Genomic DNA, 15556 nt, shown 5'->3' on the forward strand with positions numbered 1-15556 from the left:
TTTGTATTATCATTTTTGGCGGTCACTTTAGGGCGCTTACACACCCCTACGCCCCACGCCAACAAACCCGATAAACAGTAAGTGACAGCCATCAATAAAAGCATTCTTGCGGGATCGACAGTCACTAATACAAACACCAGTACAGCAACAAACAGCACCACAAAAGGAACACGTCCTTTTAGGTTTAAACCTTTAAAGGAGGTATAGCGGACATTAGAGACCATTAGCAGACCGACAAGCGTCGTAATAATCGCTAAAGCCATTGATACCTCGTAAGAAGGTACAACATCGCTCCAGCTCCACACGGTACCCGCCAAAATAGCCGCCGCTGGCGGACTAGCCAAGCCCACAAAGTAACGGCTATCAACGACTTCTGCCTGTGTATTAAAGCGCGCTAAACGCAATGCCGCACACGCACAAAATATAAAGGCCGCAGCCCAACCCACTTTACCCAAAGGCTCAAGCCCCCAGCTAAACATAACCAGTGCTGGCGCCAAACCAAATGACACCATATCGGATAAACTATCGTACTGAACACCAAAGGCGCTGGTTGTATTAGTCATACGAGCAACACGGCCATCAAAGCCATCAAGTATTTGAGCGGCAAATATCGCCATACCTGCATGCGCAAAATGCCCATTCATACCTGATACGATCGCAAAAAAACCAGCGAACAAAGCGGCGGTCGTAAATAGGTTGGGTAAAAGGTACACGCCTTTACGACGAATTTTCTCGCCTTTTACCTCTACCTCTTCTACATGCTCATCTACAATTTGCGCCAAAGGATGCTCTTCAACATCCTTAAAGCTGTTGTCATCAGGGTTCGACATATCATCAACTCGCAACAATTTAGGGCTCTTGGCCATTAACTTTAATTGCGCATCATACTCCAGCGCAAGACATTGCCAAGCCCCAATAATGCGACAATCCAATTAATTAACACGCTCTCTCACTGATATTTAAGCCAATAGCACCGCACAAAACGAAAATAAAACCGATACACAGGAAATACTGTACCTAGATTGCCCAATACAAACTACTGAACTAAGCTATTAAGCAAGTCGCCAATAAGGATGCACAATGCAAGGGATAAGGCCGCGTCATCGCACAAGAGCATGCCAATTCATTATAGATTGCATTTTAATGCTAAGCGCCTGCACTGTATTGGGCACACTAGGACAAGCACACACTCTACACAAGCCAGCTGTCACTCTCGCCAATACTTACTCGCTAGACAAGCAGATCAACCTTAATGACTACTGGGCCAGTGAAAAACTTGATGGGGTGCGCGGTTACTGGACTGGGACGCGCATGCTCACTCGGCAAGGCAATATCATTCACATACCTCAAGCACTCCAAAACCAACTCCCCGCTACGGCTCTTGATGGCGAGCTATGGATAGCTCGTAATACGTTTGAGCGCATAAGCGCCCTTATTCGACGAAAAAAAACGACATATCGCGAATGGAGCCATGAACACCATAACGTTAGCTACAAAGTTTTCGATTTACCCCATCATCAGGGTACTTTTGATCAACGACTCAAAGCTTTAAGCACCCTTTACAGTCAAAGCCAGCCCCAAAATGCATTTTGGCAGCCCGTCAAACAATTTAAAGTCGCCAACCATAAAGAGCTAATGGCGCAACTCAAGACGATAGAAGACTTAGGCGGTGAAGGCCTGATGCTTCATAAAGGTGATAGCCTGTACCATACCACTCGCAATAATGACCTACTCAAAGTCAAAAGTTTTGACGATGCTGAAGCTACTGTTATCGCGCATCTACCCGGCAAAGGAAAGTATACTGGCATGCTAGGCGCTATTCGCGTTATCAATACCCAAGGCGAAGCCTTCAATATAGGCACAGGATTTAGCGACGCTGAGCGAGCCGCTCCACCCCCAATCGGCAGTATTATCACTTATAAATATTACGGAAGAACCCACAAAGGAATCCCGAAATTTGCCAGCTACTTAAGGGTTCGCCATGCCGTTACAGGTAATGCACCCTCCATGAGGGGATCATCAGAATAAATACAGCAAAACTCTAGCAAACTTCTACACTCTATATAGCAGCCATTTATACTGTATATACAGCCATAAAATGCATTGCTTTTTAACATGCATGGCTTTACTAAAGAGCTACTGCCTATCAACACACAACGCCATAAACACATAGCCCATTAAAGGTATTTAGCGTATGTCCCTTGCCGTTGTATTAACGCGCGCCCAGCTTGGCGTTACCGCGCCCGAGGTGCAAGTAGAGGTCCACCTAGCTAATGGCTTGCCAGCATTCACGATTGTGGGGCTACCCGAAACCGCGGTCAAAGAAAGTAAAGATCGCGTACGCAGCGCGATTGTGAACAGTCATTTTGAATTTCCGCAAAGGCGCATTACCGTTAATCTAGCCCCGGCCGATCTCCCCAAGCAAGGCGGGCGTTACGACCTCGCCATTGCCCTCGGTATTTTGGGCGCCTCAGAACAAATACCTTTAACCTTATTGAGTGACTATGAATTTGTCGGTGAGCTAGCTCTAACAGGGGCTATTAGAGCGATTCGCGGTACCATTGCCAGTGCAAAAGCCTGTAACCAAAATAACCGGCAGCTCATTTGCCCCAAGCAAAACCAGCAAGAAGCCGCCTTTTGTGCCCCCAATAATAGCTATATTGCCAATAGCCTATTAGAAGTCACGGCCCATTTACATCAACGAGAAACACTGCCAAGACCCGAAAAACTCATCGCCCTCGACGAGCCACTTAGCTACCCAGACCTAGCCGATGTTAAAGGGCAGTTACAAGCACGCAGAGCTTTAGAAGTTGCCGCATGCGGCGGCCACAACTTGCTCATGTTTGGCCCACCAGGTACAGGTAAAAGCATGCTCGCCGCGCGATTAGGCGGTATTTTACCGCCGCTCGAAAATGACGATGCATTAGATGTCGCAGCAATTCAGTCCATTATTGGTCATTGTAAGCCTAACCAGTGGCAACAGCGGCCCTTTCGCGCCCCGCATCACACAGCCTCTGCCGTGGCATTAGTCGGAGGTGGTAGCCACCCTAAGCCCGGAGAAATTTCATTGGCTCATAAAGGAGTTTTATTTTTAGATGAACTGCCCGAGTTTCCTCGCACGGTCTTGGAGGTTCTTAGGGAGCCTCTCGAGAGCGGGCATATTGCTATTTCACGCGCGAACGCCCAAGTGGAGTACCCCGCACAGTTTCAATTAATTGCTGCAATGAATCCCTGCCCTTGTGGCTTTTTTGGTGATAAGTCACAACGCTGCCGATGCAGCCCGCAACAAGTTGCCCGCTACAAACAAAAAATTTCTGGCCCGCTACTCGATCGTATCGATTTACACGTGCCGGTTACACCACTGCCCATTAGCGATCTTCAAAGCAAACCGCAAGGCGAGCCCAGCCATACCGTAAGAGCACGAGTGATAGCCTGCCGAAAAATTCAAAATGACCGACAAGGCAGCCCCAACAGCCAATTAAAAGGGATGGAGCTGCACGATTATTGCGCGCTCAGTAAAGAAGGTGAGCGCCTGCTCGAGCGCGCCGTTGAGCAATTAAATATGAGCGCTCGCGGTTACGATAGAATATTAAGAGTTGCAAGAACCCTCGCGGATATGGCGCAATCGGCGCATGTTGATATCAACCATATTAGCGAAGCCCTAGCCTATCGCGGGCTTGATAGAGGCAACCCATAAATGATCAGACCAAGCTTATGCTTAACCCAAATAAGCACATTTAATCGTCTAGCTCCACAGCAATAGCCACCGCCTCACCACCACCAATGCATAAGCTGGCAATGCCTCGCTTTAAACCGTGAGTTTTTAGCGCAGAAATGAGCGTGACAATAATTCTCGCGCCCGAAGCACCTAGCGGATGACCCAAAACACATGCGCCACCATGAATATTCACGCGCTCTGCGGGCAATTCTAAATCAGCAATCGCTGCCATAGTCACTACAGCAAAAGCTTCGTTAATCTCAAATAAATCAACATCACTCACCGACCAACCCGCTTTTTGCATAACACGCTTGATCGCGCCAACAGGGGCTGTGGTAAACCACTCAGGCTCATGAGCATATTGGCTATAGGCGACAACACGGGCCAGCGGTTTATGATTAAGCTCGGTGGCCTTTTTTTGACTCATTAGCATTAAAGCTGCAGCGCCATCACCAATACCACTGGCATTGGCCGCGGTGACTGTGCCACCGGGCTTAAAAGCCGCTTTCAATTGCGGTATTTTTTCGGGCCTAGCTTGCCCGGGTAGCTCGTCAGTATCTACCGTAATCTCGCCTTTGCGTGTAACCACGACTACTGGAGCCACTTCATCGCTGAAGTGGCCGTTAGCAATCGCTTCGTTTGCGCGCTTTAATGACTCTAAGGCAAAAGCATCTTGCTGCTCGCGAGTAAAGCCATACTTTTCGGCCGTTGCCTCGGCAAACAACCCCATAAGCTGTCCGCTGTGTGCATCTTGTAAGCCATCGGTAAATAGGTGGTCTAATACTTCACCGTGCCCTAAACGGTAACCTGCGCGCGCTTTAGGCAATAAGTGTGGTGCGTTCGTCATGCTTTCCATGCCGCCAGCGATCACAACCTCGGCGCTACCGGCCTTAATGGCATCAGCCGCTTGCATTACAGCCTTCATGCCCGAGCCACACACTTTATTAATCGTGGTCGCATTCACATTAACACCTAAACCACCATTCAACGTGGCTTGGCGAGCCGGCGCTTGGCCTACACCCGCAGGGAGCACACAACCCATAATGACTTCATCAACACCATATTCAGCAGCACCTTGAGCACCGAGTACAGCCTTAATGGCCTGGCCGCCCAGCTGTGCAGCACTCAAAGAGGCCAACCCCCCTTGCAGTGAACCTATTGGCGTGCGCGCTAGCGCAGTAATGACTATTTGGTTTTCGGTCAGTGTATTACTCATAATTAAAAGCCCCATGTGTGAAACACGAATTGAGTTAAAGTGAGAATCGAGTTGATAGTGCTTTACCCATACACAGGGCAAGCGCTAAGCCGAGCATCAAAGCTTAACCTAACACACTGCAAACGGGTGCTTATCCTCGGAATTGTCTTAATTTGTATCGTTTTTGCCACCTTATTTAACGCATATTTGGCTCTACAGAGGCGGCCACTAAAGCAAAGTCTGTCGTAACTATTCAGAGATACCGAAATTGGGCACTGATGAATTATTGTCTGGGCCGCTCAAGCCATCCATGGGCGCTATACAAGCGCTCCCGGCACTTAAATGCCCAGAAAATAATCCATCAGTGCCCTGTCAGATGATTTTTTCAGCTTGGCTGAATAGTTACAGCCTGACCAGCGTATGCACGCCAACACGCTAAAATTTAAACCCTTCAATACTTAAAGCCTTCAATAATAGCCGCTAGCGTTTCGATACGTTCATTCGATAACTGACGGTAATCAAGGTAAGGGCTGACAACTAAATGAGCCTCTTGATTCACCGCAAAATAAGCATCTACCCACGTTAGCGGGGGTAACTTAAGGGCTGCTGCGTAGGTTTTACCCGCAATAATTTTAATGTGAGGCTGAGATTGAAAGGCGGGACCAAAGTGCGGTGCACTAAACAATAAGGCTTCATGGCTATGCGCCTGTAAAAGCTGTGTATCGCGATACTCTTGCCAAGATTGAGCAGAGCTTTGCGTTGTTGGAGTGCGGCCGCTATTTAGCTCGTAATAAAGAGGGTGACCTTTTAAATAATGACCGCAGGGCCACTTTTGGTGCCATTTTAGCTGCCATAACACCTTGGCATACACATTAAACACTTTACGCCAGTGATTGGTATTATTGGCCACAATATGCGACAGCTCGCCAGGGGCTAGAGGCTGTAAATGATTGAGCGTCGGATAATGATCATTCACAGGACGGTTGGCCATGTAAATGGCTAATGGGGCTTGGCTAACGCCTAAACCCACCTCTAAATCGACGGTTGAATCCACCGCTAAAACAGCTTCGTCCGGCATACGTTTTTAATTACTGATCATTACTTAAAATACGGTATTCGGCCGAACGTGCATGCGCCTCTAGTGATTCGCTACGGGCCAATACACTCGCTGTTTTGCCTAAATCACTCGCTCCTTGTGCCGAGCAGTAAATAATCGAGCTACGCTTTTGAAAATCATAAACCCCTAAAGGCGAAGAGAAGCGCGCGGTACCCGAGGTTGGTAAAACATGGTTAGGGCCGGCGCAATAATCGCCCAATGCCTCAGAGGTATTGACCCCCATAAAAATAGCACCCGCATGGCGAATATTAGGTAATAGCGCCTCGGGATCGGCAACCGCTAACTCTAAATGCTCTGGCGCAATACGGTTACTCACCTCAACAGCTTCGGCCAAATCTTGCACCAAAATAAGCGCACCACGATCGCGCAAAGATGTAGCAGCGATGTCGCTGCGCGCAAGTGTCGGCAATAGCTTTTCAATGCTTTGCTGCACGGCCTCTAAGTGTGCGCTATCGTGAGTCAACAAAATAGCTTGAGCCACTTCGTCATGCTCAGCTTGGCTAAAGAGATCCATCGCTATCCAGTCGGGATTCGCTGTACCGTCCGATATGATGAGGATTTCGCTAGGCCCTGCAATCATATCAATATCAACCGTACCAAACACCGCGCGCTTAGCTTCGGCAACGTACATATTGCCTGGGCCCACAATTTTATCAACCTTAGGAATCGTTTCGGTGCCATAGGCCAAAGCAGCCACTGCTTGAGCGCCGCCAATGGTATACATACTATCAACACCGGCTATCGCTGCAGCGGCTAATACGGTTTCGTTAACAATGCCACCTGGGGTTGGCGTAACCAGCACAACATCGGATACGCCGGCCACTTTTGCCGTGACGGCAGCCATTAACACCGATGACGGATAAGCTGCTTTACCGCCTGGAGCATACACGCCCACACGATCCATGGGTGTGACCTTTTGGCCTAACTGGTTACCCATGGTGTCGGTATAGCGCCAGCTTTGTTGTTGTTGGTGCTCGTGGTATTGCGCAATACGGGTAGCGGCGGCTTCTAAGGCTTCACGCTCTTGAGCAGGAATACTGGCTAAAGCTTGCTGTAAACGCTCTTGGCCATAAACCAACTGGCTCATGTTGCTCGCCGCTAATTTATCAAATTTATGGGTGTACTCTAAAACGGCTTCATCACCGCGTGCACGCACATCGTGTAAAACCTCTTTAACCACCGCCTCAACATGCTCATGCGAACCTTCATCCCACGCCAGTAGCGTCGACAACTCTGTATTAAAGTTGGCATCGGTTGAATGTAAACGGTTAATCAGTGGGCTGGGCATAGTGACCTCAAAAAATCAATCAAATATAAAGGGCCGATTGTAACAGGTTTATAACAGACCGCGTTTAGGTAAACTTGCCGCGCACCGCTTTGGTCGCTACAGTGCCAGAGCCCAGCATCACGCCAACCCAGCGGGTTTCATCAAAACTTTCGAGGGCTATTTTGACTGTCATCGTCAACGGGATAGACAGCAACATACCGATCGAGCCCAATACCCACCCCCAAAAAGCTAATGACAAAAATACCACCAAAGCCGATAGATCTAAGCCTTTACCCATAATACGTGGCTCCAGTACATTTCCGATCAATATATTGACAGCCACAAAGCCTATTGCCGTTAGTACCGCATCGCCAATACCCAGCTGCACCAAAGCCAATAACACAGCAGGAATAGCCGCTAAAATAGAGCCCAACGTAGGAATAAAGTTAAGTAAAAAGGCCAGCATGCCCCACAAGACAAAGTAATCGACCTTCAAAAACCACAACCAAGCCATAACTAATAAACCCGTTAATAAACTCAGTGCCGACTTAATCGCCATATAACGGTTTACCACCACCTTAAAACGGTTAAGGGCATGCAATGTTTTTTGATAGTTATCGCTAGCGAGCTTAATTTTGTCACTAAAGCCTACTTCTTCTGCCAAAATAAAGACCACTGTGAGCAGTATTAAAAAGGCATTGGTCATTAGGTTGCCCAAATTAGCCAATGCACTACCGGCAAAGCCCAAGAGTGCAGCGGGGTTAAAGGTTTCGCGTAACTGCGCGGCATCAATATGCAAACCCAGCGCTTGCAGCTTGGTAAACAAGCCCGCAGTTAATGCTGTTAAGCGGGCTTGGTAGATGGGTAAGTCCTGCTTAAAATTACCGAGCGCCGCACCCACTACAGTTCCAATACCCAAACTTACCACTAAGACCGCACCAATAATAATAAAAATCGCTAGGCCATTCGGCACTCCACGCTCTTTTAACCAAACCAAAGGCGGCGAGCACAGCACCGATATAAACAACGACAATAAAAAAGGCACCAACAATGATTCTGCGGTACGCATACCCGCAACCACCACGACAAAACAGGCTGTACCAAATAAAAAACGTGCGACAGGCGAGGCGGGCATAATACAGTCCTTGATAATTAAAAAATTAGTAACTATTCAGAGATACTAAAATTGGGCACTAATGAATTTCTATCTCGGGCGCTCAAGCCATCCGTGGGCGCTATATGAGTACTCACGGCACTTAAATGCCCAGAAAACAATCCATCAGCACTCTATCAGGTGAATGTTTTCAGCTTGGCTGAATAGTTACAACAATTAATAGCGACAGGAATTAATAACCACAAGAATTAATAGTTACAACAATTATTGCCACTCAGGCTGGCGCCCTTCGTAGCGACTGGTTAAGTATTGCCGAATCGCTTGGCAATCGGCTTCGTGGTCACCGGTTGTCGCCCATACTTTTTCGAGTACTACACGCTTTGAGGCGTAATCCCAAGACACTAGCATCACCGGCACTTGAGCTAACTCGGCCACCCGTAAAAAACCCGTTTTATAGCTTTTTACTTTTCGGCGTGTCCCGTCGGGTGTAATCATTAACCAGCATGCTTCTTGCTCAGTAAACCAGCCCGCCAAAGACTCTACCATACCGCCATTGCGTCCACGCGCTACCGGTACGCCGCCGAGCCATTTAAATAGTCCAGCAAAGGGCCAAAAAAAGGCTTCTTTTTTCATTAAATACGAAGCTTTAAGCCCAAGCGTTAAAACCACTAACATCGAAAAAACAAAGTCCCAATTAGAGGTGTGTGGTGCGCCAGCAAGAATTAACTTAGGCTCATTAGGCAGTTCGCCCTCTACGGTCCAGCCCAATAACTTTAACAAACTCGCACCCAGCCAGCGGGTAAAACGGTTACCCTTGCGCGGTGCGAGTGGAGGTAAGACAGTCATCATGGTTATTCCGATTAGTGCTCACGGGTGGCTCTAAAACGTACTTTAGGGTAACGCTCTTGGGCCAATGATAAATTCACACGGTTAGGCGCTAAATATGTTAAATGCCCACCACCATCAATACTTAAGTTCTCGGCACATTTACGCTTAAACTCATCAAATACTTTGTCATCTTCACAATCGACCCAGCGCGCTGTAGCCACACTCACCGGCTCGTAAATTGCCTCAACTTTGTACTCGTCTTTTAAGCGATAAGATACCACTTCAAACTGCAATACACCCACAGCGCCCACAACAATATCGTTATTGTTTTGCGGGAAGAACACCTGCGTACTGCCCTCTTCTGATAACTGCTGCAAGCCTTTTTGTAGCGCTTTGGTTTTGAGCGGATCTTTAAGCCGAATACGACGGAAGAGCTCTGGCGCAAAATGAGGAATACCCGTGAATTTTAAATCTTCGCCTTCACTAAAGGCATCACCAATTTGAATTGTGCCATGGTTATGCAAGCCAATAATATCGCCTGCTTTGGCCTCGGATACCGCACTACGGTCACCCGCTAAAAACGTGACCGCATCGCTAATGCGCACATCTTTACCTAGGCGTACATGGTGCATTTTCATGCCTTGCCTATAAGTACCCGAGCACACGCGCATAAAGGCAATACGGTCGCGATGCTTGGGGTCCATATTGGCTTGAATCTTAAATACAAAGCCACTGAAATTGTCTTCGGTAGGAACCACCTCACGGCTGGCAGCAGGGCGCGCTAAAGGCTCTGGCGCCCATTCGACAAAACCCTCTAGCATTTCACGTACGCCAAAGTTGCCCAGTGCTGTGCCATAAAAAACAGGCGTTAGTTTACCTGCTAAGTAAGCCTCGCGATCAAAGACATGCGTGGCGCCACGCACCAATTCAATTTCCTCGCGCACATCATCAATGTAAGGGCCCAATAGCTCGGCAGCTTCATCGCTGGCTAAACCTTTGATTTGAATATCATCAGGAATAATCGACCCTTTACCTTGCTGAAACACATGCAAGGTATCAGTGTATAAGTTATAGACCCCTTTAAACTCTTTACCCATACCCAGCGGCCAGTTAATAGGCGCTGCTGCAATTTTAAGGACATCTTCAATTTCATCGAGCACTTCAATAGGGTCACGGGTATCGCGATCCATTTTGTTGATAAACGATAAAATAGGCGTATCGCGTAAGCGACACACTTCCATTAACTTAATCGTACGATCTTCAACCCCTTTCGCGCCATCAATCACCATAAGTACTGAGTCAACCGCGGTTAAAGTTCGGTAAGTATCTTCCGAAAAATCTTCGTGTCCTGGTGTATCAAGCAGGTTAACCATGCGCCCCTTGTAAGGAAACTGCATAACCGAGGAGGTGACCGAAATACCGCGCTCTTGCTCCATACTCATCCAGTCCGACTTAGCATGCGGGCCTTTTTTACCTTTTACAGAGCCCGCTACCTGTATAGCTTGCCCCCACAAAAGGAGTTTTTCGGTGATCGTCGTTTTACCGGCATCAGGATGCGAGATGATAGCAAAGGTCCTTCGCTTATTGATTTCATTAAGAAAATCTTGGTTTGCCATGTATAAATTCTTTTAGTTTGTACACGGATTTGTACACACTTTTGGAAGTACTCTCTTTTCAGTTCTTCGCTTGTCAAATCCGTCGTGTTAATCGTAATTGGCCGCTATTTTCGCTGATCTTGACTTTATAAACAATCAATGGTTATCTGATCGGTTACCATTTACTCTCAGCGTGCGCCAATGCTCAGTTGTAGCTGTTTGCAATCGTTGCTTCTTCAGCTCATGAACAACTGTGGCTAAACCACAAATTCCTTTGCTACCAAAAATCGATGATAGCTTGTCGTACTACACCAATGATGGTGCAGTTGCCGTTGATCGGTATTGCAGGGTATTGGGGGTTCAAAGGTTTTAGGTACTTCTGTTCACCATCAATGACCAACTGCTTAAAGGTTGCTTCTTTCGAATCATCCAAACGCGCAACAACCAATGAGCCTGAAGAGTAAGGTAACTCAGGATCAACAACGATCACTGCCCCCTCAGGTATGGATTTTTTTCCGCTTGGATTTTCCATACTGTCGCCTTTTACGCGAAGTGCGAAACAACCCTCATGTGCTTTCCCAGTGACTTCACGCCACTCCTCAGCATCTTCATGGGCAAATCCCTCCGCTATTTCAGTCCAATCACCGGCCTGAACCCAGTTAATGAGAGGAATTCTTCCCTTAATATCAGGCCCGACTTCTACATTACCGACCCCCAAGCCAATCTCGCCATCACCCGTGGCGAGCCAATGAGCATTCACGCGAAGCGCCTCCGCGATCTGCATGGTGTAACGAGACCTAGCCGATTTACCAGAGCAAATCTGGCTGATCGACTGCTGTTTGATACCAATGCGACGAGCCAACTCAGACTGAGTCACCCCAGTAAGCTGCAAGGCATGGTTTAGTCGTTCGGATAAAGTTTTCATAAGCCCGTATTCTACAAATAAAACTGTAGCCTTTCAACAATTTTAACTGTTGACTAATCTACAGTTTAAACTGTAACATTCAATCTTGTAACAGTTATTATTGTAACAGGAGACGGTATGGAAGTGTTCAACACGACACAAAAACATCTCCGCCGTGCCATTGACTTGGTAGGCGGGCAATCAGCATTAGCACGAGCCATCAACTCAAAACAGCAAAACGTTTGGTTTTGGTTGAATAAATCAGGGCGTGTTCCCGCTGAATTCGTTTTACCCATCGAACAAGCTACGCAAGGACAGGTAACCCGATCCCAGTTAAGACCGGACATCTATCCCGAATGCCCAAGCGAGCTGAAAGCCAGTAACCAGTAGGATTAAGGGCAAATAATGGTCAGCATTTTACGTAAACACAAAAGCGAGTTCCTCCATGCGTGATTATGGCAAGGTCTATACCCGCTTTTGGCTAAAGCAAAACGTTTTGTCCTGGAGTGACTCAGCGAAGTTGCTAGGACTGTATTTGCTTACATGCCCACATTGTAATTTGCTTGGCTGCTTTCGATTGCCGATTGGTTACGTTGCTTCTGACTTGAACTGGGATGAGCAACAGGTTGCCAAGGCTCTAAATGAGTTAGAACAAGATCAGTTCCTCATTCGTTGCGAGGAATCCGGTTGGACTTTGATTCGGAGCTTTCTGAAGCACAACCCAATCGAAAACCCAAACCAAGGTAAAGCAGCCTTTCGGTTGCTTAAAGATGTACCTGCCGACTTCATTGGTATGGCATCGCTTTTGAAATCTCTTGCCGCTTTTCAAGCTCGGCTACCAGAAGAATTTTCATCATTGTTTATGCCTGATGGCAACCCGGTAAGGGACTCTCAACGGTCGGATGACTCTGAGAGAAGCAATAAACCAACAGTTAAAACTGTTGACCACATACAGTTTGAAGACTTCTGGGATGTACAAATACGCAAAGAAAAAAAAGCGAAAGCCAAAGAAGAATGGCTTCGCATGGGCCTCAATGAAGACCATGAACTCGCCTTGGAAGTGCTAACACGCTGGAAAGAGCAACGAGACAACCGATTGCAGTATCAAGATCGGACTAAGACCCCTATGCCACATAACTGGCTTTTAAACCGGCAATGGGAAGACGAGTACGTTCGCATTGATGAAGTACAGCAATCATCGACGAGCCTAAAGGGCAGCAATCACCAATTGAATATTGAAGAAAGCAATCGTCGCATCGCTGAAAGCTGGGCCGGACCAGGTATTCGGGAGGTTCGTTCAAGTGCAGGAGGTTGATAAACGCGAGTTTGCTGAAGTTTGGGGAGCAGCTTGGGCCATGTATGGCAAAAGCGTATCACCGCAATTGCTATCCATCGCATTTGAAGCCCTTCGTGCTTATAGCATTGAAGAAGTGCGAATCGGTCTGACTCGGCATATTCAATCACCGGATACTGGGCAATTTTTTCCAAAGCCCGCTGACGTCATCAAGCATATCGATGGCAACTCGGGTTCAAGAGCCATGATTGCTTGGAACAAAGTTGACAAGGCTGTTCGTCAGGTTGGCGCTTGGACATCCGTGATGTTTGACGATGCACTTATCCACCGCGTGATTTCAGACATGGGGGGATGGGTTGAACTCTGCAAAGTTGATGACAGGGAATACCCCTTTAAGCAAAAAGAGTTTTTAACACGCTACCAGGCTTACTTGTTGCGGGACGAAGTGGGTGAATACCCAAGGCTATTACAAGGTATTGCAGACCATCAGAACCAGCAAAAAGGATTTGATATGCAAGCGCCGGTTGCCGTGGGCGACTGGTCAAAAGCAGCACAAGTTTATACAAGAGGCATCACCGACTTTAGCGCAGTGCCTTTGAAAAGAATAAGCCCGAAAGCCATTCAGGCGCTTCTCGGAAATCAATTAGAGGACAAAAATGAAAACGATTAAAGCAAAAACAATTGCCCTAGTGATAGCCATGTCCGCAAGCACTTCAGTCTATGCGTTTCCGGGCTATCAGTGGGAAAAAGCAGCACAAAGCGTTGGTATTGATCCAGTCATGCTCTACGCCGTTGCCTTGGCTGAGTCGGCCTCACATCGTGGTCTCAACATGACCAGTCCATGGCCATACGCAATTCGCAATGGTTCAAACGCAACCTACGCCAAATCTAAGACAGAAGCAGAGCAACTGTTAAACCAGGCACTGCAAGAGACTGAAAAATATCAGCTCGATATTGGCCTTATGCAAATCAATTTGCATTGGCATGGGCATCGGGTGAGCTCAGCAGCGGAACTGCTAGACCCCATCACCAACCTTACGGTCGGCTCAAGTATTTTGGCCGAAGCAATCAAGTCTTCACCAAATGATTTAGAGCTTGGCATAGGCCGCTATCACAGTTGGAACGAAGAGCGTGCACGCTGGTATGGGCAAAGAGTGCTTTCTATCTATCGCAATATTTTACATGAACTGGAGGTCCGTCAATGACAACCAATCAACAAGACTTCTATCAATTAAATTTGGCGTACCTACACGCAGCACGAGAATTAGCGCGAATTGATCCGCAAGAGGCCGTCTTGCGCTTTGGACTTACACGCGACGTGGTTGATGCTCTGATTAATGCTGGTGTTGATGACCTGCAACGAGTGGCGACCTCATCATTCATGCTGTTTCAACCAAGGGGTAACCAAAGCCAACTGATTGAGATGGTGAAGAGCAAAGGCACAGGTATCCCAAGAATCGCTTATTTATTATCAACCCTAAACAACAAGGGGGATGCATGATTGATAACCTGTCCAAAAGTGAGCTATTTACCCGAGCCTCGCTGCTTATTAAATACGGATTTCGAACAACCATTATCGCGCTCGATACAGGTTTGCCAATCCACATTATCAGAAGGCTGCACAAAGAAGTGACTGGCAAGTCACCTTGTCCTGGTCAATTACCAGAATCTGATGCCATTGTTAAAAGCAGAAGAGCCCTAGTTGAAGGCTCCCTGCTGATGGCGCTTTATGTCAATATTGGTGGTGATAATGTCTACAAGCAATTAAATATTGATGCTTTGATGAAAGCTTACGATGCGTACTTGGTTGCAAGGGAAGAAGCAGATCTTCCAGCTGAAATCCCCTGGAAAAAACTAACCATCAATGAAGGTTGGGTTCTAGCTCGTGATTTAAGATCACAGCTTGCATCCTTACACCGGTGTCGATGCGGCAGTCTGTATTTGACGGTATCACAACAGCGCATTCAGCTTAAATGCCCTGTGTGTGAGATTATGGCCGAGCAAACCACTAGAGCACTTTTTGAGAACTAACATGCTGATGCATGATTTGATTGTGCACCGCCCGTGCACTTTGAGAGTACTAAGATGACAAACTTACTTAAATCTTTACCAGCACGCTGCTGGGTTATATCACTGGGGCTTTTTCTGGCGACTTTGGCTGCGGCTCATTTTTATCCATCAGAAATATTAACGGCATCTGCCAAGTTAGCGGCTTTGCCATTTCTGTTCTGCACCGTCGTTTTTTTAAGCTACTTGGGATTCAAAGCGACCTGTAACCCTATCGGCCTTATAACTGTCACCTTAGTGTTTGTAGCAATCGCATATTGGCAAGCGAGTTGGACAATGTTATGTGTCGGTTTAGCTTTCTTGGGCTTAAGCGGTCTAATCCGTTTATTTCAAAGGCAACTGAAAGATACCGGTCGAGAACTAAACCTGAGCGAAAAAAAATATTGGTACTGGGTAAACGAATTTGCAGATGGTCGCTCATCTATCCTCCCCAAAAAACCAAAAAAGTAGCCAGCCT

17 protein-coding genes are annotated in these 15556 nt (G+C 47.2%); 9 read left to right on the top strand and 8 right to left on the bottom strand.

What is annotated here, in order from left to right; translation table 11 throughout:
- Positions 1-830: CDP-diacylglycerol--serine O-phosphatidyltransferase (pssA, locus tag AC438_RS04770; protein ID WP_156316998.1), on the bottom strand; the 830-nt coding region annotated here is incomplete at its 3' end.
- A 313-nt stretch (positions 831-1143) separates the two neighbouring features.
- On the opposite strand from pssA, the gene AC438_RS04775 reads away from it, so the two are divergent.
- Positions 1144-2028 carry a DNA ligase gene (locus AC438_RS04775; RefSeq protein WP_053980130.1) on the top strand — a complete coding sequence of 295 codons (885 nt, stop codon included), beginning with the start codon at positions 1144-1146 and terminating at the stop codon, positions 2026-2028.
- A 166-nt stretch (positions 2029-2194) separates the two neighbouring features.
- Positions 2195-3697 carry a YifB family Mg chelatase-like AAA ATPase gene (locus AC438_RS04780; RefSeq protein WP_053980131.1) on the top strand — a complete coding sequence of 501 codons (1503 nt, stop codon included), beginning with the start codon at positions 2195-2197 and terminating at the stop codon, positions 3695-3697.
- Positions 3698-3737: 40 nt separating this feature from the next.
- Here the strand turns inward: AC438_RS04780 and AC438_RS04785 are convergent, their stop codons facing one another.
- The 7 genes from AC438_RS04785 to AC438_RS04815 all read right to left on the bottom strand — a co-directional run bounded on the left by AC438_RS04785 (position 3738) and on the right by AC438_RS04815 (position 11759).
- Complete coding sequence (locus AC438_RS04785; RefSeq protein WP_202904709.1) at positions 3738-4934, bottom strand: thiolase family protein; 1197 nt, start codon at positions 4932-4934, stop codon at positions 3738-3740.
- Between the two features lie 430 nt (positions 4935-5364).
- The gene (locus AC438_RS04790) at positions 5365-5991 is read right to left on the bottom strand and encodes a DUF6942 family protein (RefSeq protein ID WP_082353978.1); all 627 of its coding nucleotides are present in this window, start codon (positions 5989-5991) and stop codon (positions 5365-5367) included.
- Positions 5992-6001: 10 nt separating this feature from the next.
- Positions 6002-7318 (bottom strand): histidinol dehydrogenase, encoded by a 1317-nt coding sequence (gene hisD, locus AC438_RS04795; protein ID WP_053980132.1) that lies wholly within the window; start codon positions 7316-7318, stop codon positions 6002-6004.
- A gap of 64 nt (positions 7319-7382) precedes the next feature.
- On the bottom strand, positions 7383-8432 hold the full coding sequence (locus tag AC438_RS04800) for an AI-2E family transporter (RefSeq protein WP_053980133.1): 1050 nt from the start codon (positions 8430-8432) through the stop codon (positions 7383-7385).
- A gap of 243 nt (positions 8433-8675) precedes the next feature.
- Positions 8676-9260: a 1-acyl-sn-glycerol-3-phosphate acyltransferase gene (locus tag AC438_RS04805; protein WP_053980134.1), complete on the bottom strand. Its 585-nt coding sequence runs from the start codon at positions 9258-9260 to the stop codon at positions 8676-8678.
- 11 nt (positions 9261-9271) lie between these two features.
- Positions 9272-10855, bottom strand: a complete 1584-nt coding sequence (locus AC438_RS04810; protein WP_053980135.1) for a peptide chain release factor 3 — start codon at positions 10853-10855, stop codon at positions 9272-9274.
- A 256-nt stretch (positions 10856-11111) separates the two neighbouring features.
- The gene (locus AC438_RS04815; RefSeq protein WP_000854920.1) at positions 11112-11759 is read right to left on the bottom strand and encodes a LexA family protein; all 648 of its coding nucleotides are present in this window, start codon (positions 11757-11759) and stop codon (positions 11112-11114) included.
- 117 nt (positions 11760-11876) lie between these two features.
- On the opposite strand from AC438_RS04815, the gene AC438_RS04820 reads away from it, so the two are divergent.
- From AC438_RS04820 to eexR, 7 genes are read left to right on the top strand one after another with little or no spacing between them, the layout of a single operon-like run.
- Positions 11877-12128, top strand: a complete 252-nt coding sequence (locus AC438_RS04820) for a helix-turn-helix domain-containing protein (protein ID WP_000451746.1) — start codon at positions 11877-11879, stop codon at positions 12126-12128.
- Positions 12129-12183: 55 nt separating this feature from the next.
- Positions 12184-13053, top strand: coding sequence for a hypothetical protein (locus AC438_RS04825; protein ID WP_053980136.1), 870 nt, complete (start codon positions 12184-12186; stop codon positions 13051-13053).
- Positions 13040-13702: a DUF6475 domain-containing protein gene (locus tag AC438_RS04830; protein WP_053980137.1), complete on the top strand. Its 663-nt coding sequence runs from the start codon at positions 13040-13042 to the stop codon at positions 13700-13702. The genes AC438_RS04825 and AC438_RS04830 overlap by 14 nt, the downstream gene beginning before the upstream one ends.
- Positions 13689-14237 (top strand): lytic transglycosylase domain-containing protein, encoded by a 549-nt coding sequence (locus tag AC438_RS04835; protein WP_008843242.1) that lies wholly within the window; start codon positions 13689-13691, stop codon positions 14235-14237. The genes AC438_RS04830 and AC438_RS04835 overlap by 14 nt, the downstream gene beginning before the upstream one ends.
- The gene (locus AC438_RS04840; protein WP_000210563.1) at positions 14234-14533 is read left to right on the top strand and encodes a flagellar transcriptional regulator FlhD; all 300 of its coding nucleotides are present in this window, start codon (positions 14234-14236) and stop codon (positions 14531-14533) included. The genes AC438_RS04835 and AC438_RS04840 overlap by 4 nt, the downstream gene beginning before the upstream one ends.
- Positions 14530-15063 (top strand): FlhC family transcriptional regulator, encoded by a 534-nt coding sequence (locus tag AC438_RS04845; protein WP_000566753.1) that lies wholly within the window; start codon positions 14530-14532, stop codon positions 15061-15063. The genes AC438_RS04840 and AC438_RS04845 overlap by 4 nt, the downstream gene beginning before the upstream one ends.
- 54 nt (positions 15064-15117) lie before the next feature.
- Complete coding sequence (gene eexR, locus AC438_RS04850; RefSeq protein WP_053980138.1) at positions 15118-15549, top strand: entry exclusion protein EexR; 432 nt, start codon at positions 15118-15120, stop codon at positions 15547-15549.
- The last annotated feature ends 7 nt before the right edge of the window (positions 15550-15556 follow it).

This window comes from Marinagarivorans algicola (genome assembly GCF_001292705.1).
In the GTDB taxonomy this organism is placed as follows: domain Bacteria; phylum Pseudomonadota; class Gammaproteobacteria; order Pseudomonadales; family Cellvibrionaceae; genus Marinagarivorans; species Marinagarivorans algicola.

What these genes read in the sequence shown, in the direction of transcription:
- AC438_RS04775 (WP_053980130.1), top strand. Translation starts at nt 1,144, where the DNA reads ATGCTAAGCGCCTGCACTGTATTGGGCACACTAGGACAAGCACACACT.
- AC438_RS04780 (WP_053980131.1), top strand. Translation starts at nt 2,195, where the DNA reads ATGTCCCTTGCCGTTGTATTAACGCGCGCCCAGCTTGGCGTTACCGCG.
- AC438_RS04785 (WP_202904709.1), bottom strand. Translation starts at nt 4,934, where the DNA reads ATGAGTAATACACTGACCGAAAACCAAATAGTCATTACTGCGCTAGCG.
- AC438_RS04790 (WP_082353978.1), bottom strand. Translation starts at nt 5,991, where the DNA reads ATGCCGGACGAAGCTGTTTTAGCGGTGGATTCAACCGTCGATTTAGAG.
- hisD (WP_053980132.1), bottom strand. Translation starts at nt 7,318, where the DNA reads ATGCCCAGCCCACTGATTAACCGTTTACATTCAACCGATGCCAACTTT.
- AC438_RS04800 (WP_053980133.1), bottom strand. Translation starts at nt 8,432, where the DNA reads ATGCCCGCCTCGCCTGTCGCACGTTTTTTATTTGGTACAGCCTGTTTT.
- AC438_RS04805 (WP_053980134.1), bottom strand. Translation starts at nt 9,260, where the DNA reads ATGATGACTGTCTTACCTCCACTCGCACCGCGCAAGGGTAACCGTTTT.
- AC438_RS04810 (WP_053980135.1), bottom strand. Translation starts at nt 10,855, where the DNA reads ATGGCAAACCAAGATTTTCTTAATGAAATCAATAAGCGAAGGACCTTT.
- AC438_RS04815 (WP_000854920.1), bottom strand. Translation starts at nt 11,759, where the DNA reads ATGAAAACTTTATCCGAACGACTAAACCATGCCTTGCAGCTTACTGGG.
- AC438_RS04820 (WP_000451746.1), top strand. Translation starts at nt 11,877, where the DNA reads ATGGAAGTGTTCAACACGACACAAAAACATCTCCGCCGTGCCATTGAC.
- AC438_RS04825 (WP_053980136.1), top strand. Translation starts at nt 12,184, where the DNA reads ATGCGTGATTATGGCAAGGTCTATACCCGCTTTTGGCTAAAGCAAAAC.
- AC438_RS04835 (WP_008843242.1), top strand. Translation starts at nt 13,689, where the DNA reads ATGAAAACGATTAAAGCAAAAACAATTGCCCTAGTGATAGCCATGTCC.
- AC438_RS04840 (WP_000210563.1), top strand. Translation starts at nt 14,234, where the DNA reads ATGACAACCAATCAACAAGACTTCTATCAATTAAATTTGGCGTACCTA.
- AC438_RS04845 (WP_000566753.1), top strand. Translation starts at nt 14,530, where the DNA reads ATGATTGATAACCTGTCCAAAAGTGAGCTATTTACCCGAGCCTCGCTG.
- eexR (WP_053980138.1), top strand. Translation starts at nt 15,118, where the DNA reads ATGACAAACTTACTTAAATCTTTACCAGCACGCTGCTGGGTTATATCA.